Raw genomic sequence first — 22,893 nt, 5'->3', positions numbered from 1 at the left:
AGGGCCGTGGTGAGGGTTCAAATCAAACCGCCTCAAAGTGCGGCATTCAGGGTAAGCATCAAACAGCAACATCCATGGGCGGCAAAGCCGCAGGTGCCGCGTGCAAAAGACGGCGTGTGTAATCTTGTTGGGGGTTGGCGTAGAGCTCGGCGGTCGGGCCTTCTTCGACGATGTGGCCCTGGTGCATCACGATCACGCGGTCGCACAGCTGCGCGGCCACACGCAGGTCATGCGTGATGAAGAGCACACCCAAGCCCAAGCGGCCCTGAATCTCGCGCAGCAAGTTCAGGATCTGCGCTTGCACGCTCACATCCAAGGCGCTCACGGCCTCGTCGGCCACCAGCACCTGGGGCCGACAAGCCAAGGCCCGGGCAATGGCCAGGCGTTGCCTTTGTCCACCACTGAATTGGCTGGGGTAACGCTGCAGCGCTTCGACGGGCAGACGCACCTGCGTCATCAACTCGGCCGCCAAGGCTTCGGCCTCGGCGCGGGACTGGCCAAAGTTCATGGCCCCTTCGACCATGGACTGGCCCACCGTACGGCGCGGGTTGAGCGAGCGGTTGGGGTCTTGAAACACCACCTGCACCCGGTTGCGCAAAGGCCGCAAGCGACTTTCGGGCAATGTGGCCACCTCGTCCTCACCCCACAAGATGCGGCCCTCGGTCGGGTCGATCAGGCGAATCAGGCAACGTGCAAAGGTGGACTTGCCCGAACCGGACTCGCCCACAATGCCCACCGTCTCGCCTGCGTGCACCGCCACATGGGCGTTTTGCAGTGCGGCGGTGGCGCGGTTGCGGCCCATCCAGTCGCGGCTGGAATAGGTTTTGCCCACGCCCTGGCCCGACAACAAGGCCGGGCCACTGAAGGCGGGTTTGGCCACCGGTGGCGTCATGCCTGGCACGGCCGCAAGCAACTGGCGCGTGTACTCAGCCTTAGGGCGACGCAAGACCTGCTCACACGGGCCACCCTCAACGGCTTCGCCCTGGTTCATGACCAGCACCTCGTCGGCGATCTCGGCCACCACACCCATGTCGTGGGTGATGAAGAGCACCGCACTGCCCTGCTCGCGTTGCAGGTCGGCAATCAGGCGCAAAATTTCTTTTTGTGTGGTCACATCGAGCGCGGTGGTCGGCTCGTCGCAAATGATCAAGGCAGGCTTGAGCACAACGGCCATGGCGATCACGATGCGTTGGCGCTGACCACCACTGAGCTGGTGCGGGTAGCTGCGCAGCATGCGCTCGGGGTCGGGCAGACGCACCCGTTCGAAGATGCGCAAAATTTCGGCGCGACGCTGGTCGCGGGGCCAATCGGTGTGGGTGGACAGCAGTTCGTCCACCTGGTCACCACAGGTCATGACCGGGTTGAGCGCGGTCATGGGTTCTTGGAACACCATGCCCATGCTGCGCCCGCGCAAGTCCCGCAAACGCGCCGCCGAGGCGCCCAGCAAGGATTCGCCTTGCAGCACAACCTCGCCGCCGCTGGGGCGCAGTTCTTTGGCCAGCAGGCCCATGACGGTGGTGGCCATGACCGACTTGCCCGAGCCCGACTCACCCACCACACACAAGGTCTGGCCGGGGAGGATGCTGAGCGACACCTGGTGCACCGCGTGCGCCCGGTCACCGCCCGCAGGCAAGGCCACCGAGAGTTGGCGAATCGACAGGACGGGTTGAGGGGTTGATGTGCTCATCGCGCACCCCTTTTCGCAAATTTGGGGTCGAGCACGTCGCGCAAACCATCTCCCAACAAATTCACAGCCAGCACCGTGGGCACCAAGAACAAAGCGGGGTACAGCACGTTGCCAGGGTATTGGCTGAACTGCACACGTCCCTCGGCCATGATGTTGCCCCAGGTGGGAATGTCAGGCGGCAGGCCCAAGCCCAGAAAACTCAAAATTGCCTCGGTCAGCACCGCAGACGCGGCCACAAAGGTGCCTTGCACAATCAAGGGCGCCAAAGCATTGGGCAAGATGTGTCGCCACAAAATCACGGGCGTGGGCGTGGCCAACGCTCGGGCCGCCTCCACAAAAGGCTCTTCACGCAAGCTCAGCACCAAAGAGCGCACCAAGCGGGTCACACGCGGCACCTCGGGGATGGCGATGGCCACCACCACCGTCCACACTTGGGCGCCCAATGCCGCGACCAGCGCAATGGCCAGCAAAATGGCGGGGATGGCCATGAGGCCGTCCATGAAACGCATGAGCACCGCGTCCACTTGACGGAAGTAACCGGCCAGCATGCCCAGGCATCCGCCGAGCGCCAGCGCCAACGCCGCGGTGAAACCGCCCACCAGCAAGGACACTTGTGCGCCATAGACCACGCGGCTGTAAAGGTCACGGCCAAAGCTGTCGGTGCCCAGCCAGAAAGTGTGGGCCACCGTGCTGCCATCAACCAGGGCGAAGTCACCCTTGAGGCCAGCAGGCTTGTTGATGAAATTGGAGTCCATGGCGGCAGGGTCCACCGTGCCCAGCCAAGGCGCCAGCAAAGACACCAGCACCATGAACCCGAGCACCACGGCACCAAAGCGGATGGAGCCGTTGGCCCATAAACGATGAGAGAGGGACATCAGTAACGGATCCTCGGATCAAGGAAGAGGTAGCTCAAATCGACCATGAGGTTGATGAACACGTAGGCGCATGAGAACAGCAGGACCAGCCCCTGGATCACCGGGAAGTCGCGGTTGAGCACCGCGTCCACCGTGAGCATGCCCAGGCCAGGAATGGCGTAGACCGTCTCGGTCACCACCACACCGCCGATGAGCAGGGCCACACCAATACCAATCACGGTGACGATGGGCACAGCCGCATTGCTCAAGGCGTGGCGCAGCAGCACCACACGCTCGGTCAGGCCCTTGGCCCGCGCGGTGCGGATGTAATCCTCGGTCAGGACTTCGGACACACTGGCCCTCGTCACCCGCGCAATCAGCGCCACATAAATCATGGCCAACGTCATCCAGGGCAAGATCAGCTGCCGCATCCAATCCCACACCCCGACACTGCGCGGCCCAAACAAGGCCTTGTAGCCTTGTACCGGCAGCCAGTCCAAGCGAATGGCAAACAGGTAGATCAACAAATAGCCGATCACAAACACCGGCACCGAAAACCCAGCCACCGAAAACCCGGACAGGATTTTGTCGAGCCAGCCGCCCATGCGCCAAGCGGCAATGGTCCCCAATGGAATGGCCACCGCAACGGCCAGCACCAAGGTGCCGGCGGCCAAGGACAAGGTGGGCTCGATGCGCTGCGCGATCAGCTCGGTGACGGGCTTGCTCAGGTAATACGAATAACCCAGATCGCCTTGAAACACCCGCCCGATCCAGATGAAGTACTGGGACAGGATCGAGCGATCCAGACCCAGTTGTTCGCGGATGCGGTTGATGTCTTCGTTGGTGGCGCTGTTGCCGGCAATGACCGCCGCCGGATCACCGGGGGCCAACCTCAAGATGAGGAAGACCACCAGCGAGACGACGAGCAGGACCGGCAGCACCGCCAGCAGGCGGCGCAGGACGAATTGAAACATCGCTCAGAACCTGATCAGTTTTTCTTGATGTTCCACATGACCGGGATGCCGGGGGTTTGCAAAATGCCACTCACATTGCTGCGAATCACCGTGGGTGAGCGGTACTGACCCAATGGTGCGTGGGTGGCGGTCTCGAAGGCCACGGCCTGGATCTGGCTGGCGATTTTCTTTTTCTCTTCGGTGGTGGCTGCGCGAGCGAAGCTGGCCTTCAAGGTCTCGATGCGTGGCTCGTTTTGCCAGCCGAACCAACCTGTGTCGCCTTTGGCATTCAGCATGGCCATGGCCAATGGGTTGGAGATGTCACCCGCCGTCCAAGCGGTCAGGAATGCATTCCAACCACCGGCTGCAGGCGCGTCTTTCTTGGCACGGCGTGCGAGCAGCGAAGCCCAGTCCATTTGCTGGAAGTCCACTTTGAAGCCAGCGGCTTCGAGTTGCTGCTTGGCCACCAGCGGGATCTTGGCGATCGAGGCCAAGTCGGTGGGGCGCATCAAGAGCACGGGGGTGTTGTCGTAACCGGCTTCTTTGAGCATTTCGCGGGCTTTGGCGGGATTGGCCACGCCGGTGAAGTAACCGGTGTTTTCATCCGCGTACACCGTGCCGCAAGGAAACATGCTGCGACAGAGTTTGCCCAACTCGGGCACGCCAATTTGGGTGTTGATGTAGGCCTGCTGACCCATGGCCACCATGGCCGCTTGACGGATCTTGGGGTTGTCAAACGGCTTGTGCAGGTGGTTGAAGCGCATGATGAACTGCAAGCCCGCGGGCGAAAAGTCATCGACCTTCAAACCTTCGGTTTTCTTCAGGGTTTCGTACTGCTCGAAGCTGGGCTGCTCGACCATGTCCACTTCACCGGCTTTGATGGCGTTGAACTGGGTTTGTGGATCGCGGATGATGACCCACTCCACACGGTCAAAGTTGACCGGACGGCCACCGGCCATGCCGCTGGGTGCTTCAGCACGAGGCTTGTATTTGGCATTGCGTGTGTACACCGCCAGGGCGCCGGGCTTGAACTCGTCGGCCTTGAAGATGAAGGGGCCCGAACCAATGTGCTCCTTGATTTGTTCGGAGCCAGGCGTGGCCGCAATGCGAGCGGGCATGATGAAGGGCACGTTGGACGAGGCCTTGCCCAAAGCGTCGATCACGATGCCACTGGGCTCCTTGAGGATCATGCGGAAGGTGCTGGCATCAGGGGTCTCATAACGGTCGATGAAGGTGTTCAAGATGCCACCCATGGCATCGCGGCTGGCCCAGCGCTTGAGCGAGGCCACCACGTCTTCGCTGGTCACGGGCTTGCCGTCGTGAAACTCCAGGCCACTGCGCAGCTTGAAGGTCCAGGTCTTGCGATCAGGCGAGTTGGTGTAGGTGTCCACCATTTGGGGCTTGATGTTGCCCTGTGCATCTTCCGAGAAGAGGGTGTCGTAGATCATGTAGGCGTGGTTACGCGTCACGTAGGCCGTGGTCCAGATGGGATCGAGCACGGCCAGGTTGGCGTGCGGCACAAAACGGAACACCTTGTTGTCTTGCGCTTGGGCTTGTGCCACCACAGGGGCCAGCATGCTCAAACCCAACAAACCCGTAGCAGCAAACAGAACACGTCTCTTCATGATCAGATCTCCAAAAAAGGAACAGTTGAAAAACCATGATGACAGCTTTCAAAACGAACAAGCGTCACCTTTGCGCAAATCGGAGTCGGGGTTTTCACCAGTGGCTCCATGCCCTTCGACCGCTTTCATAATACAAATAAAACCGAGAGCAGCACCCCATGGTCAACCCTGATACTTCCGCCATCGATTTGTCCCGCGCCATCCACCTCAAGCAGGTGTCGTGCCAGGAAGTCATGCAGTCCACCCTCGAGCGCATTGCCCGCTTGAACCCGGTCTCCAACGCCATCGTCAGCCTGCAAGAACCGGAACTTTTGTTGGCACAAGCCCGCGAGCGCGATGCCCAATTGGCCCGGGGCGAGTCCATGGGCTGGATGCACGGCATGCCCCAAGCCATCAAGGATTTGTCCAACGCCCAAGGCCTGCGCACCACTTTGGGCAGCCCGCTCATGAAAGACTTCGTGGCCAGCGAAGATGGGCTCATGGCCAGCCGCATGCGGGCGTCTGGGGCCATCGTCATCGGCAAAACCAACTCGCCCGAGTTTGGTTTGGGCTCACACACCTTCAACGAGGTGTTTGGCCCCACCCGCAACGCCTGGGACCCCGGCAAATCGGCAGGCGGCAGCAGCGGCGGCGCGGCCGTGGCGCTGGCCCAGCGCTTGCTGCCCGTGGCCGACGGTTCGGACTTCATGGGCAGCTTGCGCAACCCCGCCGGGTGGAACCATGTGTTTGGCCTTCGTCCCTCACAAGGGCGGGTGCCCATGTCGCCCGCACAAGATGTGTTCATTGCCCAACTGGCCACCGAAGGCCCTATGGCACGCCATGTGGCGGATTTGGCCATGCTGCTGTCGGTGCAAGCCGGGGCACACCCGTCCAGCCCTTTGAGCCTGAACGATGACCCTGCTCAGTTTGCAGGCTCGCTCGAAAGCGACCCTCAAGGCCAGCGCATCGGCTGGCTGGGTGATCTGCAAGGCTATCTGCCCATGGAGGGCGGCATTCTGGACATTTGCCAATCGGCCCTGAACAGCCTGGCGGGCATGGGGTGCCAAGTCGACGAAGCACGTTTGGGCATGCCGCCCGAGCAGATCTGGCAAGCCTGGCTGGTGTGGCGGCAGGCGTTGGTGGGGCCGCGCATCGCGCCATTCCTGATCAACCCGACCAACCGCGACCAGATCAAACCCGAGGCTTTGTGGGAGCACGACCAATCGCTCACCCTGACGGGCGCTCAATTGATGTCTGCCAGCGCCAGCCGCACCCGCTTTTACCTGAGCATGCTGGCCCTGTTTGAAAAATTCGATGTGCTGGCGATTCCCGTTGCCCAGGTTTGGCCGTTTGATGTGTCACTGCGCTGGCCAGACAACGTGGCCGGTCGCGCCATGGACACCTACCACCGCTGGATGGAGGTGGTGATTTACGCCACGTTTGCAGGTTTGCCCTCCATCAGTGTGCCCGCGGGCTTTGGCGAAAACGGCCTGCCCATGGGCTTGGCCCTGATTGGCAAACCCCAGGGCGATTGGGATTTGCTAAAACTGGCCCACGCCTACGAAATGGCCAATGAGACCCTGATCGCCCAGCGACCGCCAGGCGTTTGAAAACCTGGACCCCGGCTCGGAGGCCGGGGTGACAAGCCACCGCGTTCCCAGAAAGCAACCGCGCTATCCCGGACTTGAGCGGGGATCCAGAAAGTAGCAGTCATCCCGGACTTGATCCGGGATCCATCTGGTCAGTTTTGCTGCCAAGGCAGCCCGCGGTAGCGCCAGCCGCCCTTGAGGCCCCGGTGGGCCTGCTCGTTGGGGTCGCCCTCAAAGCCTTCGAGGATGTTGTAGGCCAACAGGCCCAGCTCGGTAGCACGCTGGGCAGCCGCAATCGATCGCACACCACTGCGGCACAGCAGCACCAGTTTTTTGCCCCCCGCGCCCAAGGCCTGTATGCCCACGTCAAAACCAGGGTTCATCGCCATGCCGGGCCACTGCTTCCAGGCCAGGGCGTGGGCACCGGGCACAAAACCCACCCAGGCGCGTTCGGCGTCGGTGCGCACATCCACCAATACGGCCTCGCCCGACTGCACCCAGGCCCAGGCCTGCTCGGGCGAAATGTCGCCTGCATAACCGTCGGCGGGTTGAACATCTGGCGCAAGCGGGGTCGTTGGTGAAGTCATGGTGGGAGGGGTGTCTGTACACGGGCCACGGGCTGAGACCCTGATTGGGGTGAAATCATAGCTTTTTGCCAAGGCACCCAAGTGTCAGTGACAGGACAGGCCGCAACGGCTAAGATGCGGGTTTTGATTGACGTTTACGTCAACGTCAAAGCCATCGAGACCGCCCGCCCACGGAGACCCCCATGACCGACTTGTCAGCCGAATTCAAAGCCTTGGCCGAATACCGCCCCACGAACAAGGTGCGTTTTGTCACCGCCGCTTCGCTGTTTGACGGCCACGACGCCGCCATCAACATCATGCGCCGCATCCTGCAAAGCATGGGTGCCGAAGTCATTCACCTGGGCCACAACCGCTCGGTGGACGAGGTGGTGACGGCCGCGCTGCAAGAAGACGCCCAAGGCATCGCCATCAGCTCTTACCAAGGCGGGCACAACGAATACTTCAGCTACATGGTGGACCTGCTCAAGGCCCGGGGCGGCGAGCACATCCAGGTGTTTGGCGGCGGTGGCGGTGTGATCGTGCCGGCCGAGATTCGCGCGCTGGCCGAGAAAGGCGTGCGCATTTTCAGCCCCGAAGACGGCCAAAAAATGGGCCTGGCTGGAATGATCGGCGAGATGGTCATGCGCTGCGACCAAGACGTGAGCCCCTTGGCACCCAAAACCGTGGACGCGATTCAGGGTCACGGCGAGATGAACTGGCGTGCCCTGGCGCAGCTGATCACCGCTTTGGAGAATGACAAAGCCGATGCGACCGTGGTCAAGACCGTGCGCGAACAAGCCGCGCAAAAGAAAGTGCCCGTGCTCGGCATCACCGGAACGGGCGGTGCGGGCAAGTCTTCGCTGACCGACGAGTTGATTCGCCGCCTGCGCCTGGACCAGGACGACGCGCTGCGTGTGGCCGTGATCTCCATCGACCCCTCGCGCCGCAAGAGCGGAGGCGCTCTGCTGGGTGACCGCATCCGCATGAACGCGATCAGCTCTTGGTCGCAAGGCCCCCGCGTGTTCATGCGCTCGCTGGCCACGCGTGACTTTGGCTCTGAAATTTCAGCCGCCCTGCCCGATGTGGTGGCGGCCTGCAAGGTGGCCGGTTTTGATGTGATCGTGGTCGAAACCTCCGGCATTGGCCAGGGCGACGCCGCCATCGTGCCGCATGTCGATGTGCCCATGTACGTGATGACGCCCGAGTTTGGCGCGGCCAGCCAGCTCGAAAAAATCGACATGCTGGACTTTGCCGAGTTTGTGGCCATCAACAAGTTCGACCGCAAAGGCGCGAGTGACGCCCTGCGAGATGTGGCCAAGCAGGTGCAACGCAACAAGGAAGCCTGGACCACCCCCACCGAGCAGATGCCGGTGTTTGGCACCATGGCCGCCCGCTTCAACGACGATGGCGTGACTGCTTTGTACCAAGCGCTGAAATCCCGCTTGGCCGAACTGGGCATGAAGACCACCGAAGGCCGCCTGCCCGTGGTGAATGTGCGCTACAGCACCCACCAAAACCCGGTGGTGCCGTCTTCCCGCACCCGCTATCTGGCCGAGATCAGCGACACCGTGCGCGGCTACAAGAAACGCGCCATTGACCAGGCCCGCCTGGCCCGCGAGATCCAGCAACTGCGTGCTGCGGCCCGCATGCTCGAAGTCGGCAAATCCGGCCGCGCCAAAGCCGCCGAAGCCGCGATTGACTTGGCCGTGAGCCGCGAACAAACGCAAGACCCCACAGCACGCAAACTGCTGGCCCAGTGGCCCGACATGCAAAAAGCCTACGCGGGCGATGAATACGTGGTAAAAATCCGCGACAAGGAAATCCGCACGGCGCTCACCACCAAGTCGCTGTCTGGCACCACCATCCGCAAGGTGGCACTGCCCCAATACGAAGACGATGGCGAAGTGCTCAAGTGGCTGATGCTGGACAACGTGCCCGGCAGCTACCCCTACACCGCGGGCACCTTTGCCTTCAAGCGCGAAGGCGAAGACCCGACCCGCATGTTCGCGGGTGAAGGCGACCCCTTCCGCACCAACCGCCGCTTCAAGCTGGTGTCTGAGGGCTTGCCCGCCAAGCGCCTGTCCACCGCGTTTGACTCGGTCACGCTGTACGGCAACGACCCGGACCTGCGCCCGGACATCTACGGCAAGATCGGCAACTCGGGCGTGAACGTGGCCACACTCGACGACATGAAGGTGCTGTACTCGGGCTTTGACCTGTGCAACCCGACCACCAGCGTGTCGATGACCATCAATGGCCCCGCACCGTCGATCCTGGCCATGTTCATGAACACGGCCATTGACCAAAATCTCGACAAATTCAAAGCCGATAACGGCCGTGAGCCGACCGAGACCGAAGCCGCCAAGATCCGCGAATGGGTGCTGGCCAATGTGCGCGGAACGGTGCAGGCCGACATTCTGAAAGAAGACCAAGGCCAGAACACCTGCATCTTCTCGACCGAGTTTTCGCTCAAAGTCATGGGCGACATCGCACAGTATTTTGTGCACCACGACGTGCGCAACTTCTACTCGGTGTCGATCAGCGGCTACCACATCGCCGAAGCCGGGGCCAACCCGATTTCGCAGCTGGCCTTCACGCTGTCCAACGGCTTCACGTTTGTGGAAGCGTATCTGGCGCGTGGCATGCACATCGACGACTTCGCACCCAACTTGTCGTTCTTCTTCAGCAACGGCATGGACCCCGAATACACGGTGCTCGGCCGCGTGGCGCGCCGCATCTGGGCCGTGGCCATGAAAGAGAAGTACGGTGCGAACGAGCGCAGCCAAAAGCTCAAGTACCACATCCAGACCTCGGGCCGTTCGTTGCACGCGCAAGAGATCCAGTTCAACGACATCCGCACCACGCTGCAGGCGCTGATCGCGATCTACGACAACTGCAACAGCCTGCACACCAACGCGTTTGACGAAGCCATCACCACGCCCACCGAAGACTCGGTGCGCCGTGCCATGGCGATCCAGCTGATCATCAACCGCGAGTGGGGCCTGGCCAAAAACGAGAACCCCAACCAGGGTGCTTTCATCATCGACGAACTCACCGAGTTGGTCGAAGAAATGGTGTTGGCCGAGTTCGAGAAAATCGCCGAGCGCGGCGGCGTGCTGGGCGCGATGGAAACCGGCTACCAGCGCGGCAAGATTCAAGACGAGTCCATGCACTACGAGATGCTCAAGCACACCGGCGAGCTGCCCATCATCGGCGTTAACACCTTCCGCAACCCCAAGGGCGACGAAGTGCTCGAAAGCCTGGAGCTGGCACGCTCGACCGAGGAAGAAAAGCAGTCACAACTGAAGCGCCTGCAAGACTTCCACACCCGCCACGCCGCACAGGCCCCGGCCATGCTCAAACGCCTGCAACAAGCCGTGATCGACAACGGCAATGTGTTCGAGGTGCTGATGGATGCGGTACGGGTCTGCTCGCTGGGTCAGATCACCAACGCGCTGTTTGAGGTGGGTGGTCAGTACCGACGCAATATGTGAACGCCATCCCGCCAGCTTTATCCTTGTATTTTTAATATGTCATGTTTAAAATGCAAGGATGTTTCAAAGAAAATCTGCATTTGAAATACGCCACCAGTTGGGCTTGAGCCCCGCTGTGGCTATTTTGGGCGCCCGTCAAATCGGCAAGACCACGCTGGCCAAACAAATCGCTGCTGAATTTCCAGACTCGATTTACCTTGACTTGGAAAACGCCCAAGCACGCGCCAAGCTGGATCAAGCCGATGTTTTTTTTGAAGCCAACCGCCACCGATTGGTGGTTTTGGATGAAATTCAAAATGCCCCAGATCTGTTCAGCACCATGCGCGGGGAGATTGATGCAGACCGGCGCCCTGGCCGGTTTCTGATCCTGGGTTCTGCCTCATTCAAATTGCTCCAGCAATCCCAATCCTTGGCGGGTCGTTTGGCCTTGGTGGACATGGCCCCCCTGTTGCTGAGCGAAGTACATCAAAGCTTTGAAGACATTCAAACCCTTTGGGTGCGCGGCGGATTTCCGGGCAGCTACACCACACCCCAAAACGATGCATCTTGGCTCTGGCGTGATGCTTTTGTCAGGCACTTCCTGCACACCGATTTGCCCGCCTTGGGCATCAATGTCGAACCCGAATTGATGCGGCGCTTTTGGCGCATGGTGGCGCACCTGCACGGCCAACTGTTCAACGCGTCCAGCATCGCGGCATCGCTGGGCGTCTCCTCACCCACAGTCACCCGATATTTGGACCATTTGGTGCAGTCGCTCATGCTGCGCCGCCTGGAGCCCTACCATGCCAACCTGGGCAAGCGGCTGGTGAAATCACCCAAAATTTATGTGCGCGACAGCGGTTTGCTGCACTACCTGCTGGGCATGCGCAACGTCCATGATTTGATGGGCCACCCCAACACGGGCGCATCGTGGGAAGGCTTTTGTATCGAGCAAATTTGCAACCACTTGCCAACAGGTGCCAGTGTGTCTTTTTACCGAACCGCTGCGGGCGCTGAGTTGGATGTGGTGGTGGAGACAGGCCGCGAAACCACTGGATTTGAAATCAAGTTTTCATCTGCCCCCAAAGTATCCAAAGGCTTTTGGCAGGCCTGCGAGGACATCGGGGTCCACAAGGCCTATGTCATGGCTCCCGTTCAAGAAGGGTGGGCCATGGCCAAGGATGTCCAAGTCGTCTCGCCTTTGGACATTCCCATGCTACTGAGCAAAGCTTGAGTTCATATTGAGCGTCTGATGGCATGTGACCATTTAAAGGTCCGCAGCATGCGCATTGAGAACTGGGTCAACGCCCACTGAACCTCAAAAATTCACCCGATCCCGGCCCTTGAGTGCCAGCATGCTTCGGGCCTCATCGGGTGTGGCGATCTCGAGGTTCAGGGCTTCGAGCACGGTGCGGATGCGCTGGACCTGCTGAGCACTGGATTCGGCCAATTTCCCAGGGCCAATCCACAGCGAGTCTTCAAGCCCCACGCGCACATTGGAGCCCATGGCCGCGCCAATGCTGGCCAGCGCAATCTGGCCTTTGCCTGCGCCCAGAATCGACCACTGGTAATCGTTGCCAAACAGGCGGTCGGCCGTGCGGCGCATGTGCATCAGGTCTTCGGGGTGCGGGCCGATGCCACCCAAAATGCCGAACACCGACTGCACAAACAAAGGCCCCGTGACCAAGCCGCGATCGCGAAAGTGCGCCAGGTTGTACAGGTGGCTGATGTCGTAGCACTCGAACTCAAATCGCGTGCCGTTTTCGGTGCCCAGGCGCAAGATGGTCTCGATGTCCTTGTAGGTGTTCTTGAACACCAGGTCGCGGCTTTTCTCCAGGTGCTCGCGCTCCCACTCGTGCTCAAAATTCTTGAAGCGGTCCAGCATGGGAAACAGGCCGAAATTCATCGACCCCATGTTCAGCGACGCCACCTCGGGCTTGAAGGTCAGGGCCGGTTGCATGCGCTCATGCACCGTCATGTGCGGGCTGCCGCCTGTGGTCAAGTTGATGACGGCGTTGGTCTTGGCTTTGATCTTTTGCAAAAACGGCACAAAAAATGCCGGGTCTTGTGTGGGGCGGCCGTCGGCCGGGTCGCGGGCATGCAGGTGCAAGATGGCCGCACCCGCCTCGGCGGCGGCAATCGCCGCGTCAGCAATTTCGTCGGTGGTCACCGGCAAATGCGGCGACATGCTGGGCGTGTGGATGGCCCCCGTGGGGGCGCAGGTGATGATGACTTTGCGGGCTTTGCTCATGAACCGTCTCCAGAAAATAGTGGCCCAGCCCCTGCGGACTGGGTCTGGGCCACAGCATGCCCGTCGCAAAAGGTGAGGGAGGTCACCAACGCAACAAGCGTGCAGCCCTGTCACACCCAAGCCACGCGATTGCAGCAAAATGGCCAGACACACCGTCCAGGAATCCCATGCAGCACCTGCCGCCCTTCATCGCCCCTTCCGAGCACCACGATGCCGACAGCGCCTTGGCGCAAATTCAGCACATCTACCAGCACAGTGTGAACCACCTGCGCCAAGCCATGCATGAGTTTGTGGCGGGCGCCGACATGACAGACACCCGGGTGCGGGCGTTTTACCCCTTTGTTCGGGTGCAGGTCAGCAGCGCCAACCGCCAAAGCGCGGGGCTGGACAGCCGCCTGAGCTACGGCTTTGTGGCCGAGCCCGGCCGCTTTGAAACCACATTGACCCGGCCCGACCTGTTTGCCTTTTACATCCGCCAGCAACTGACGCTGCTGCTCAAAAACCACGGCGTGAGCCTGCAGGTGGGCACCAGCAACCAGCCGATTCCGATCCACTTTTCATTGGCCGACGACGAGCACATGGAAGGCAGCCTGAGCCCCGAGCGCCAGGCCCTGATGCGTGAGGTGTTTGACCTGCCCGACTTGGCCGCCATGGACGACGGCATCGCCAACGGCACGCACGAGCCTGCAGCCTCCGAGGCGCGGCCACTGTCGCTTTTCACCGCGCCACGCATCGACTATTCGCTGCAGCGCCTGCGCCACTACACCGGCACCTCACCCCGCTGGTTTCAAAACTACGTGCTGTTCACCAATTACCAGTTCTACATTGACGAGTTCATCGCGCTGGGCCGTGCCGAGATGCAAAACCCGGACAGCGAATACGTCGCCTTTGTCGAGCCCGGCAACATGGTCACCCGCCGTGTGGGCCTGGCAGCTGAGGACGTGGATGCGCTGGGTCAAACACCACCACGGCTGCCGCAAATGCCCGGCTACCACCTGGTGCGCAAAGGCCACAGCGGTATCACCATGGTCAACATTGGCGTGGGCCCGGCCAACGCCAAGACCATCACCGACCACATCGCCGTGCTGCGCCCACATGCCTGGCTGATGCTGGGCCACTGCGCGGGCCTGCGCACCACACAGCTGCTGGGCGACTATGTGCTGGCCCACGCCTATGTGCGCGAAGACCATGTGCTGGACGAAGAACTTCCCCTGTGGGTGCCGATCCCGGCGCTGGCCGAGATTCAAGTGGCGCTGGAGCGTGCGGTGTCCGAGGTCACGGGCTGTCATGGCGCGGACCTCAAACGCCTGATGCGCACCGGTACCGTGGCCAGCACAGACAACCGCAATTGGGAGCTGCTGCCAGACAACAAACCGCAGCGGCGCTTCAGCCAAAGCCGCGCCGTGGCCCTGGACATGGAAAGCGCCACCATTGCGGCCAACGGATTTCGCTTTCGGGTGCCCTATGGCACGCTGCTGTGTGTGAGCGACAAGCCGCTGCACGGCGAGATCAAGCTGCCGGGCATGGCCAACCACTTTTACCGCGAGCGGGTGAACCAGCACCTGCAAATCGGCATCCGCGCCGTCACGCTGCTGCGCGACGCTGGCCCCGAGCAACTGCACAGCCGCAAACTGCGCAGCTTTGCCGAAGTGGCTTTCCAGTAAGCACGCCCCGCCATGGCCTTGGTTCTGCTCAACCCCCATGCACAAGGCGGCCGCGCTGCGCGGCGCATTCCGGCCCTGCGGGCGTGGCTGGCAGCGCATGCGCCAGATGCACAACTGGCAGCCCCCGAAGCCTTGAGCGACAGTGTGGCCCTGCTGCAGTCGCTGCCCGAAGGCAGCCGAGTGGTGGTGGTGGGCGGTGACGGCACACTCAACCGCTGGCTGCCCATGCTGCTGGCGCGGCGACTCACCGTGGGCCTGGTGCCCATGGGCAGTGGCAACGACAGCGCCCGCGCTTGGGGTGTGGATGGCCTGCCTTGGACACAAGCCCTGACACTGGCACTGCAAGGCCCTGCACAAGCCATCGACACCGGCCTGGCCCGCTGGCGCGATCTGCAAGGCCAAACGCACGAGAGCCCTTTTCTGTCGAGCCTGACGGCCGGTTTTGATTCGGCCGTTGGGCTGCGTGCGCTGAATGGGCCGAGCTGGCTGCGTGGCTTGCCCCGCTACCTGTGGGCCACCTTGCACGAGCTGATCCACCTGCGCCACTGGGACCTGACGCTGCACAGCGATGGACACTTCAAACACCAAGGTGCTTGCCTCTTTGCCTCCAGCCTGAACACCCCGACCTTCGGTTCGGGCATGCCCGCTGTGCCGCACGCGCAGTTGGCCGATGGCCAGCTCAATGCCTTGTTGGCCGGTACGTTTGGGCGATCGGGGGCCCTGCTCATGCTGCCCCGTCTGTTGATCGGCCAACACCTCGGTCACCCGCGCATCGGCTGTTGGCCGTATCGCCAACTGGACATCGCCTGCACACAGGGCGTTCCTCTGGCCGCCGATGGAGAATACTTGGGTGAAGCCCAGCATGTGCGCATCCACTGCCAGGCGGCCAGCTTGCTGGTGGTGCGGCGGTGATCCCAGCCGCCTTCCATCGTGGTTCACACCCGTTTTGGCGTTCTGTGTCACAGTTCGCGCATTGACTTAGAAATCTGACTGCTCATGAAAATACTGTTTGTTGCCGACCCGCTCGAATCCTTCAAGATTTACAAAGACACCACCTTCGCCATGATGCGCGAAGCGCAAAAACGTGGACACCAAGTGGTGGCCTGCCAGATGACCGATGTGCGCTGGCAACGAGGCGAGGCCGTATCGGCCCAAGTTCGACACATCACACTCACAGGGCAGCCCGACACCTGGTTCACCGAAACCTCTTCGAGCCGCGCCAACCTCAAAGATTTTGACGCGGTCATCATGCGCACCGACCCGCCTTTTGACAGCGAGTATTTTTACGCCACCCACCTGCTGAGCCAAGCCGAGCGCGAAGGCACCAAGGTCTTCAACAGCCCGGCCGCGCTGCGCAACCACCCCGAAAAGCTGGCCATTCTGGAGTTTCCGCAGTTCATCGCGCCGACCTTGGTCACGCGCAGCGAAGCCGACATCCGCGCCTTCCACGCCGAGCACGGCACCATCATCTTGAAGCCCCTGGACGGCATGGGCGGCACAGGCATCTTCAAGGTGGGTGCCGACGGCCTGAACCTGGGCGTGATCATCGAAACCCTGAACCGCGGCGGCGCGCAAACCGTGATGGTGCAAAAGTTTCTGCCCGGCATTGCACAAGGCGACAAGCGCGTGCTCTTGATCGGCGGCAAGCCCGTGCCCTTTTGTCTGGCGCGTATTCCGCAAGGCGGCGAAGTGCGCGGCAACTTGGCCGCAGGCGGCAAGGGCGTGGCCCAACCGATTTCGGCGCGTGACCGCGAAATCGCCGAAGCCTTGGGCCCGATCCTTTTCGCACGCGGCCTGATGCTGGTGGGTCTGGACATCATTGGCGAGAGCCTCACCGAGATCAACGTGACCAGCCCCACCTGCTTTCAGGAAATCACCGACCAAATGGGCTGTGATGTGGCGGCGCTGTTTTGGGATGCGGTGGAATCGTCGCTTTAAAGCATCAACCCTCAGCTTTAATCCTCGCTACGGGGTCAAATCCCCGCCCTCAAAGGTGTAGAGCCGCCCCGGCTCAAACGCCACCCATGCCTCGTCGGTGGTCAAGGGCGCGGTCACCACCACCGCCACCCGGTCGGTCTCGCGGGTGTGCTCGGCAAAATTCACGCTCAAGTCCTCGTCACTCAAAGTCGCACGGTTGAAGGGGTGCTTGCGCAGCACATAGTGCAAGTTCGTACTGGCGTGCGCCCACAAGGCCTGTCCGTTGGACAGCAAGAAGTTGAAAGTGCCAAAGCGGGCGATCTGCGGCACCAGCTCGCGCAGGGTCAAAGACAGCTCTTGCACGCTGGGCACACTGGCGTGGGACTTGGCCAGCTCTTGCATGAGCCAACAAAACGCCCGCTCGCTGTCGGTCTGGCCCACGGGCTTGAAGCTGCCGTGCAGGCGCGGCGCGTAGTCCACCAAATTGCCGTTGTGTGCAAACACCCAGTAGCGGCCCCAAAGTTCGCGCACAAAGGGATGGCAGTTCTCCAGGCTCACCTCGCCCTGCGTGGCCTTGCGGATGTGGGCAATCACGTTTTGGCTTTGGATCGGGTAACGCCGGATCAGGTCGGCAATGGGCGAGGTGCTGGCGCTTTGGTGGTCCACAAAGTGGCGCACGCCCTGCCCTTCAAAAAAGGCGATGCCCCAGCCGTCGCCGTGGTGGTCGGTGATACCGCCGCGCTGCGCAAAGCCGCTGAAGCTGAAGGTCACATCGGTGGGGGTGTTGCAGTTCATGCCGAGCAGTTGGCACATGGTTCAGTCTTTCTTGGAAGGCGCTTGCGAATCACCCATTTTCCAGGCAGCCAACAAGGCCAGCGCGGTCGTAGTGGCCAGAAACACAAAGGTTTCGTTGAAGGCACGCAAATCGGCAATGCCCGAGTGGCTGGAGGCGAGGGCATACACCGCCAAACGCCACTCGAGCACGATGGCGCAAATGCTCACGCCCGCTGCGCCGCCGAGCATGCGCACAAAGCCAATCACGCTCGACGCCTGCGGGATCAGGTCTTTGGGCAAGCCCCGCATCGCGCCCAGGTTGAGCGAAGGCAAGATGAAGCCCAGGCCAATGCGCCCAAGGATCACCAAAATCCACAGCAAAGCCAAGCCCACCGCCGGGTGGACCAGCGGCATGAGCGCGAACGAAAGCGCAAGCATTGCCAGGCCCCAACTCACCCAATGGGCGGGCGGCATGCGGTGCGACAAACGCCCCACGGCTGCGATGGTCACGGCCAGCAAAATGCCCGCAGGCAGCAAAGCGGCGCCAATGTAGGACGGCGACAGACCCAGGCCCATCTGCATGTAGACCGGCAGCAAATACGTAGAGCCAAACAGCGCAATGCCGTAGGTGAACGACACCAGCGCCCCCATGGCGAAATGGCGGTGGCCAAACACCTGCAGGTTCATGAGCGGGCCACGCCGGACTTGGTGGACTTGGCCTTTTCGTCTCGAGGAAGCGCGTCGCATGCGCCCGCCCGACTTCAACAAATGCCGCTGCCAGGCCACAAACACCGCCATGCCCAAACCCGCCAGCACCAGCAGGACCACGGCCACCGTTTGGTCGTCACCGCGCAGCTGCACCAAGCCATTGAGCAGCATCAAGGTGGAAGCGCTGGCCAGCGCCAGCCCGACCCAGTCCAGGCCGGGACTGCCCGCATCGGCCTGCACGCCGCCCGGGGCCGACGTGGGCACATAGCGGCGTGACAGCCACAGCGCCACCATGGCCAGCGGCACCACCATGAAAAAGATCGAGCGCCAGCCGAACACATCGACCAGCACCCCGCCAATGCTGGGACCGATGGCCGGGGCCAGCACCACGCCCATGCCAAACAGCCCACTGGCGCGGCCCTGTTCGTGCGAGGCAAAGGCCCGCAAGATGATGATGGCCGGGATGGGTTGCACCACACCCGCCGCCAAGCCCTCGGCCACGCGTGCGGCCATGACCAGCGGAAAGTCGTTGGCCAAACCACCCACCACACCGCCACCCAGCAGCAACCACATGCACACCTCGTACACCCGGCGGTAACCGTAGCGCGACAGCAGCCAGGGCGTGGTCAGCATGGACACGGTCATCGCCACCATGAAGCCCGAGGTCACCCACTGGACACGGCTTTGGCCCAAGGTGAAGTGCTGGCTCATGTCAGGAATCGCCACGTTCAAGATGGTGGACGACATCACAGCCGCCATGGAGCCCAGCATGACCGACAGCAGCAGCAACCAGCGGTGCCGCTCGCCATAACGCGCTTGCAGCGCCTGCAGACTGTGGGGGCCTTGGGTAAGGCTCATGCAACTTCGCTTTCGCCTTGGCTTTTGCCTTGGGACGGCTGCTCGGACGCCGCCACACAGGCTGCGCAAATGCAAGCTTTGTTGCGTGCGGCTTTCGGCACTTGTTTCAGCAAATCGGCACTGAACTGAACCAGCGTGCACCAGCATGGCCCTGGCTCTGCACCTCCGCTGTTGGACATGGCCATGGCGCAGGCGTTGGGCTGCCCACACAATGGACAGCGACAAGGGTCAAGAGCCTGCTGCGTCATGGGGTCGGACTCAGTCCTTGCCCTGGCGGCGGCGCTTCGCGTCACGCCACAGGCGAATGGCCAGCACCACCATGGGCATGGTGTGTAAGAAGAAATCAAAAATGTCGATGGGTTTGCTCAAGCTGCCTTGCAAGAGCATGCGCCACTTCTCCACCAGATGCGGCTCGGGCACAAACGGGGCTCCCGCCAAGTAAACGGCAATGCCCACCAACCACAACATCGGAATACGGTCTATCCAGCGCATCGCGCCCTCCTCAAACCCCTATTTTCAGGCATGACCGATGCCTCAAGGCATGACCCACAGCAAAACGGCTCCCGAAGGAGCCGTTTGTTCAAGCATCGGACCGTATCAGGCCCCAGCGCTTTCAGGCCGCTTTGACCTTCAGACGCCAAGCGTGCAGCAAAGGCTCGGTGTAACCGGAGGGTTGTGCCTTGCCTTTGAAGACCAGGTCACAAGCCGCTTTGTAGGCTGCCGACTTGGCAAAGTTACCGGCCATGGGCTGGTAAGCCGCGTCGCCCGCGTTTTGCGCGTCCACCACAGCGGCCATGCGCTCCATGGTTTGCTTGACTTGCTTTTCGGTCACCACGCCGTGCTGCATCCAGTTGGCCATGTGCTGGCTGCTGATGCGCAAGGTGGCGCGGTCTTCCATCAGGCCCACGCCGTTGATGTCGGGCACCTTGGAGCAGCCCACGCCTTGGTCCACCCAGCGCACCACATAACCCAAGATGCCTTGGGCGTTGTTGTCGAGTTCTTTTTGCTTGTCTTCGGCCGACCAGTTGGCGGCGTCTTTCGCGACCACAGGGAACTGCAGCAAAGCATTGAGCGTGTCTTCGCGCAGTTGTTTCGGGTCTTGCTTGGCCACGGCCTTTTCCATCTGCTTTTGCAGGGCAGGCACGTCCACTTGGTGGTAGTGCATGGCGTGCAGCGTGGCGGCGGTGGGGCTGGGCACCCAAGCCGTGTTGGCACCGGCCATGGGGTGGCCGATTTTGGCTTTCAGCATGTCGGCCATCAGGTCGGGCATGGCCCACATGCCTTTGCCGATTTGGGCGCGGCCACGCAAGCCGCAGGCCAGACCCACGTTGACGTTGTTTTTCTCATACGCGCCCAACCAAGTGCTGTTCTTGATGTCGCCCTTGCGCATGACGGGCCCGGCCAACATGCAGGTGTGCATCTCGTCGCCCGTGCGGTCCAAAAAGCCCGTGTTGATGAAGGCCACGCGGCTCTTGGCGGCGGCAATGCAGGCTTTGAGGTTGGCGCTGGTGCGGCGCTCTTCGTCCATGATGCCCAGCTTCACCGTCGAGGGCTTCATGCCGATGACTTTTTCAACCCGGCCAAACAGCTCGTCGGCGAACGCGACTTCAGCGGGGCCGTGCATCTTGGGCTTGACGATGTAGACGCTGCCCGTGCGGCTGTTGCGCAGGGGGTGCGAAGACTTTTTCTGCAGGTCCACCAAGGCGCAGGTCACGGTGACCATGGCGTCCAGGATGCCTTCAGGGATCTCGTGGTTTTTGCCGTCTGCGCCTTTGTAGAGGATGGCGGGGTTGGTCATCAGGTGACCGACGTTGCGCACAAACATGAGCGAGCGGCCGTGCAGCTTGACGGTGCCTTTGCCAGCAGGCTTGGTGTATTCACGGTCACCGTTCATGGTGCGGGTGAACGTCTTGCCGCCCTTTTGCACTTCTTCGCTCAGGGTGCCTTGCAAGATGCCCAGCCAGTTGGCATAGGCCAAGACTTTGTCGTCGGCGTCCACAGCGGCGACCGAGTCTTCCAGGTCCAGGATGGTGGACAAAGCGCTTTCAGCGATCAGGTCGGACACACCAGCCGGGTCGGTCTTGCCAATCGGCGTGGACTTGTTGATTTGCAGGTCCAGGTGGATGCCGTTGTGCACGAACAGCACCGAAGCAGGCGCCTTGGCGTCGCCGGTGTAGCCCACGAACTGCTTGTCATTCGCCAAGGTCGTGTTCTTGCCGTTGGCCAGGGTCACGACCAGCTTGCCTGCTTTCACGGCGTAACCCTTGCTGCCCACATGCGAGCCGGTCTTGAGCGGTGCTGTGCGGTCGAGCACGTTGCGGCAGTAGTCGATGACTTTGGCGCCGCGCTGGGGGTTGTAGCCCGTGCCTTTTTCGCAGCCATCGGCTTCGCTGATCGCGTCGGTGCCATACAGCGCGTCGTACAAAGAACCCCAACGGGCGTTGGCGGCGTTCAGGGCGTAACGGGCATTCAAAATCGGCACGACCAGCTGAGGGCCAGCGAGCTTGGCCAGCTCGGCGTCCACGTTGGCGGTAGTGGCTTGGGCGTTTTTGGGCTCGGGCACCAAGTAGCCAATTTGGGCGAGGTATTTGCGGTAGGCCTTCATGGCCTTGCCTTCTGCGACCGGGCCGGGGTTGGCGGTGTGCCACTGGTCCATGGCGGTCTGGATGCGGTCGCGCTCGGCCAGCAAGGCGATGTTCTTCGGGGCCAGGTCGGCCACGATGTCGTTGAAGCCCTTCCAGAACTTGTCTTTGTCCACGCCTGTGGCGGGCAGCATCTGGTCGTTGATGAAACTCAGCAAGGGATTGGCCACTTGCAGGTTGTGGATCGCGGTGCGTGCAGTCATGAAAACCTCTCGGGTCAAGTCAAAAAATCAGATCGGGCCGAGTCGTGCAAAGTGACATCTGCAGAGCGGCCAAAGATACCAAGCACTCTATTCTAAATTTAGACACCGATAAAGACGCCGAAACTGCATAGACCCATGACTTTTAATCACAAATCACGGCCTGAATGGGGTTATTGGAACTGACCGCGCAATGCGGTTTAATTCAGGCATGACACGTCTCCCAAGCCCAGAAGTCCTGATCAGCGAAGTCGGCCCGCGTGATGGCCTGCAGTCGGTCAAAGCCACCATGCCCACCGCCGACAAGCTGCGCTGGATAGACGCGCTGGCAGCAGCGGGCTTGCGCGAGATTGAAGTCGCCTCGTTTGTACCCGCCCAACTCTTGCCGCAAATGGCCGATGCCGCGCAGGTGGTGCAGCACGCGCTGCGCCACAGCGGCGTCCGAGTGATGGCCTTGGTGCCCAACTTGCGCGGCGCCAAGGCGGCGCTGGAGGCCGGGGCGCAAAAGATCACGCTGCCCGTGTCGGCCAGCACCGCGCACTCGCTGGCCAATGTGCGCAAGACGCCTGAAGCCATGGTCGAAGAGGTTCGGGCCGTGTTGCGTCTGCGCGATGAGATCGCACCCGGCGTGCCGGTTGAGGTGGGCATGTCCACCGCCTTTGGCTGCACTTTGCAGGGCTTGGTGCCCGAAGGCGATGTGCTGCGCCTGGCGGTGCAACTGGCGCAAGCGGGTGTGAACGAGATCGGCCTGTCGGACACCACCGGCATGGGCAACCCGGCGCAGGTCACGCGCTTGTTCAAAGCCCTGTTCAACGAAATTGGCCCCTTGACGGGCGCAGCCCACATGCACAACACCCGAGGCTTGGGACTGGCCAATTGCCTGGCCGCCTACGAGGCAGGCGTGCGCACCTTCGACAGCTCGCTGGGCGGCCTGGGCGGCTGCCCTTATGCGCCGGGTGCTTCGGGCAATGTGGTGACCGAAGACTTGGTCTTCATGTTCGAAGCCATGGGCATGAACACCGGCATCGATCTGGTCCGGCTCATGGCTGCCCGAGAGCCGCTCCAAGCCGGGCTGCCTGGCGAGCCGCTGTATGGCATGACACCTGAAGCAGGTTTGCCCAAAGGGTGGCCCACCGCTTAAACGCACGGTGAT

18 protein-coding genes are annotated in these 22,893 nt (G+C 61.7%); 7 read left to right on the top strand and 11 right to left on the bottom strand.

Translation table 11 applies throughout. The features are described 5' to 3' along the window. Positions 1 to 58 precede the first annotated feature (58 nt). The 4 genes from L63ED372_RS00470 to L63ED372_RS00455 are packed head-to-tail and all read right to left on the bottom strand — an operon-like array spanning position 59 to position 5,119. Positions 59 to 1,687 carry a dipeptide ABC transporter ATP-binding protein gene (locus tag L63ED372_RS00470; protein ID WP_062401779.1) on the bottom strand — a complete coding sequence of 543 codons (1,629 nt, stop codon included), beginning with the start codon at positions 1,685 to 1,687 and terminating at the stop codon, positions 59 to 61. Then, positions 1,684 to 2,562, bottom strand: coding sequence for an ABC transporter permease (locus tag L63ED372_RS00465; protein WP_062401776.1), 879 nt, complete (start codon positions 2,560 to 2,562; stop codon positions 1,684 to 1,686). Before L63ED372_RS00465 ends, L63ED372_RS00470 begins: the two co-directional genes overlap by 4 nt. After that, complete coding sequence (locus L63ED372_RS00460) at positions 2,562 to 3,515, bottom strand: ABC transporter permease (RefSeq protein WP_062401773.1); 954 nt, start codon at positions 3,513 to 3,515, stop codon at positions 2,562 to 2,564. The genes L63ED372_RS00465 and L63ED372_RS00460 overlap by 1 nt, the downstream gene beginning before the upstream one ends. 14 nt (positions 3,516 to 3,529) lie before the next feature. Further along, positions 3,530 to 5,119, bottom strand: coding sequence for an ABC transporter substrate-binding protein (locus L63ED372_RS00455; protein ID WP_062401769.1), 1,590 nt, complete (start codon positions 5,117 to 5,119; stop codon positions 3,530 to 3,532). 158 nt (positions 5,120 to 5,277) lie between these two features. Between L63ED372_RS00455 and L63ED372_RS00450 the strand changes: the two genes are divergently transcribed. After that, the gene (locus tag L63ED372_RS00450; protein ID WP_062401766.1) at positions 5,278 to 6,708 is read left to right on the top strand and encodes an amidase; all 1,431 of its coding nucleotides are present in this window, start codon (positions 5,278 to 5,280) and stop codon (positions 6,706 to 6,708) included. Positions 6,709 to 6,839: 131 nt separating this feature from the next. Here the strand turns inward: L63ED372_RS00450 and L63ED372_RS00445 are convergent, their stop codons facing one another. After that, positions 6,840 to 7,274 carry a rhodanese-like domain-containing protein gene (locus tag L63ED372_RS00445; protein ID WP_062401764.1) on the bottom strand — a complete coding sequence of 145 codons (435 nt, stop codon included), beginning with the start codon at positions 7,272 to 7,274 and terminating at the stop codon, positions 6,840 to 6,842. 182 nt (positions 7,275 to 7,456) lie between these two features. On the opposite strand from L63ED372_RS00445, the gene icmF reads away from it, so the two are divergent. Both icmF and L63ED372_RS00435 read left to right on the top strand, forming a co-directional pair. Continuing rightward, positions 7,457 to 10,747: a fused isobutyryl-CoA mutase/GTPase IcmF gene (gene icmF, locus L63ED372_RS00440; RefSeq protein WP_062401761.1), complete on the top strand. Its 3,291-nt coding sequence runs from the start codon at positions 7,457 to 7,459 to the stop codon at positions 10,745 to 10,747. A 58-nt stretch (positions 10,748 to 10,805) separates the two neighbouring features. Beyond that, entirely contained in the window at positions 10,806 to 11,960 is a 1,155-nt protein-coding gene (locus tag L63ED372_RS00435; protein ID WP_062401758.1) for an ATP-binding protein, read from the top strand. Positions 11,961 to 12,044: 84 nt separating this feature from the next. Here the strand turns inward: L63ED372_RS00435 and L63ED372_RS00430 are convergent, their stop codons facing one another. Continuing rightward, the gene (locus L63ED372_RS00430) at positions 12,045 to 12,977 is read right to left on the bottom strand and encodes a 3-keto-5-aminohexanoate cleavage protein (protein ID WP_062401755.1); all 933 of its coding nucleotides are present in this window, start codon (positions 12,975 to 12,977) and stop codon (positions 12,045 to 12,047) included. A 167-nt stretch (positions 12,978 to 13,144) separates the two neighbouring features. Between L63ED372_RS00430 and L63ED372_RS00425 the strand changes: the two genes are divergently transcribed. From L63ED372_RS00425 to gshB, 3 genes are all read left to right on the top strand, one after another. After that, complete coding sequence (locus L63ED372_RS00425; protein WP_062401752.1) at positions 13,145 to 14,641, top strand: AMP nucleosidase; 1,497 nt, start codon at positions 13,145 to 13,147, stop codon at positions 14,639 to 14,641. 12 nt (positions 14,642 to 14,653) lie between these two features. Then, positions 14,654 to 15,553: a diacylglycerol/lipid kinase family protein gene (locus L63ED372_RS00420; protein WP_062401749.1), complete on the top strand. Its 900-nt coding sequence runs from the start codon at positions 14,654 to 14,656 to the stop codon at positions 15,551 to 15,553. Between the two features lie 84 nt (positions 15,554 to 15,637). Further along, complete coding sequence (gene gshB, locus L63ED372_RS00415; protein WP_062401745.1) at positions 15,638 to 16,579, top strand: glutathione synthase; 942 nt, start codon at positions 15,638 to 15,640, stop codon at positions 16,577 to 16,579. A 27-nt stretch (positions 16,580 to 16,606) separates the two neighbouring features. Here the strand turns inward: gshB and L63ED372_RS00410 are convergent, their stop codons facing one another. The 5 genes from L63ED372_RS00410 to L63ED372_RS00390 all read right to left on the bottom strand — a co-directional run bounded on the left by L63ED372_RS00410 (position 16,607) and on the right by L63ED372_RS00390 (position 21,743). Next, the gene (locus L63ED372_RS00410) at positions 16,607 to 17,371 is read right to left on the bottom strand and encodes a class II glutamine amidotransferase (RefSeq protein ID WP_062401742.1); all 765 of its coding nucleotides are present in this window, start codon (positions 17,369 to 17,371) and stop codon (positions 16,607 to 16,609) included. A 3-nt stretch (positions 17,372 to 17,374) separates the two neighbouring features. After that, the gene (locus L63ED372_RS00405; protein WP_062401738.1) at positions 17,375 to 18,898 is read right to left on the bottom strand and encodes an MFS transporter; all 1,524 of its coding nucleotides are present in this window, start codon (positions 18,896 to 18,898) and stop codon (positions 17,375 to 17,377) included. Next, a complete protein-coding gene (locus tag L63ED372_RS00400) occupies positions 18,895 to 19,077 on the bottom strand; it encodes a cysteine-rich CWC family protein (protein WP_231624589.1) in 183 nt (60 codons plus the stop codon). Before L63ED372_RS00400 ends, L63ED372_RS00405 begins: the two co-directional genes overlap by 4 nt. A 79-nt stretch (positions 19,078 to 19,156) precedes the next feature. Further along, positions 19,157 to 19,390 carry a hypothetical protein gene (locus L63ED372_RS00395; protein ID WP_062401732.1) on the bottom strand — a complete coding sequence of 78 codons (234 nt, stop codon included), beginning with the start codon at positions 19,388 to 19,390 and terminating at the stop codon, positions 19,157 to 19,159. Between the two features lie 121 nt (positions 19,391 to 19,511). Beyond that, positions 19,512 to 21,743, bottom strand: a complete 2,232-nt coding sequence (locus L63ED372_RS00390; protein ID WP_062401729.1) for a malate synthase G — start codon at positions 21,741 to 21,743, stop codon at positions 19,512 to 19,514. 208 nt (positions 21,744 to 21,951) lie between these two features. Between L63ED372_RS00390 and L63ED372_RS00385 the strand changes: the two genes are divergently transcribed. Continuing rightward, entirely contained in the window at positions 21,952 to 22,881 is a 930-nt protein-coding gene (locus L63ED372_RS00385; RefSeq protein ID WP_062401726.1) for a hydroxymethylglutaryl-CoA lyase, read from the top strand. Positions 22,882 to 22,893: the final 12 nt, after the last annotated feature.

The organism is Limnohabitans sp. 63ED37-2 (genome assembly GCF_001412535.1).
Lineage (GTDB): Bacteria > Pseudomonadota > Gammaproteobacteria > Burkholderiales > Burkholderiaceae_C > Limnohabitans_A.
This window is presented reverse-complemented; position numbering and strand designations above follow the sequence as displayed.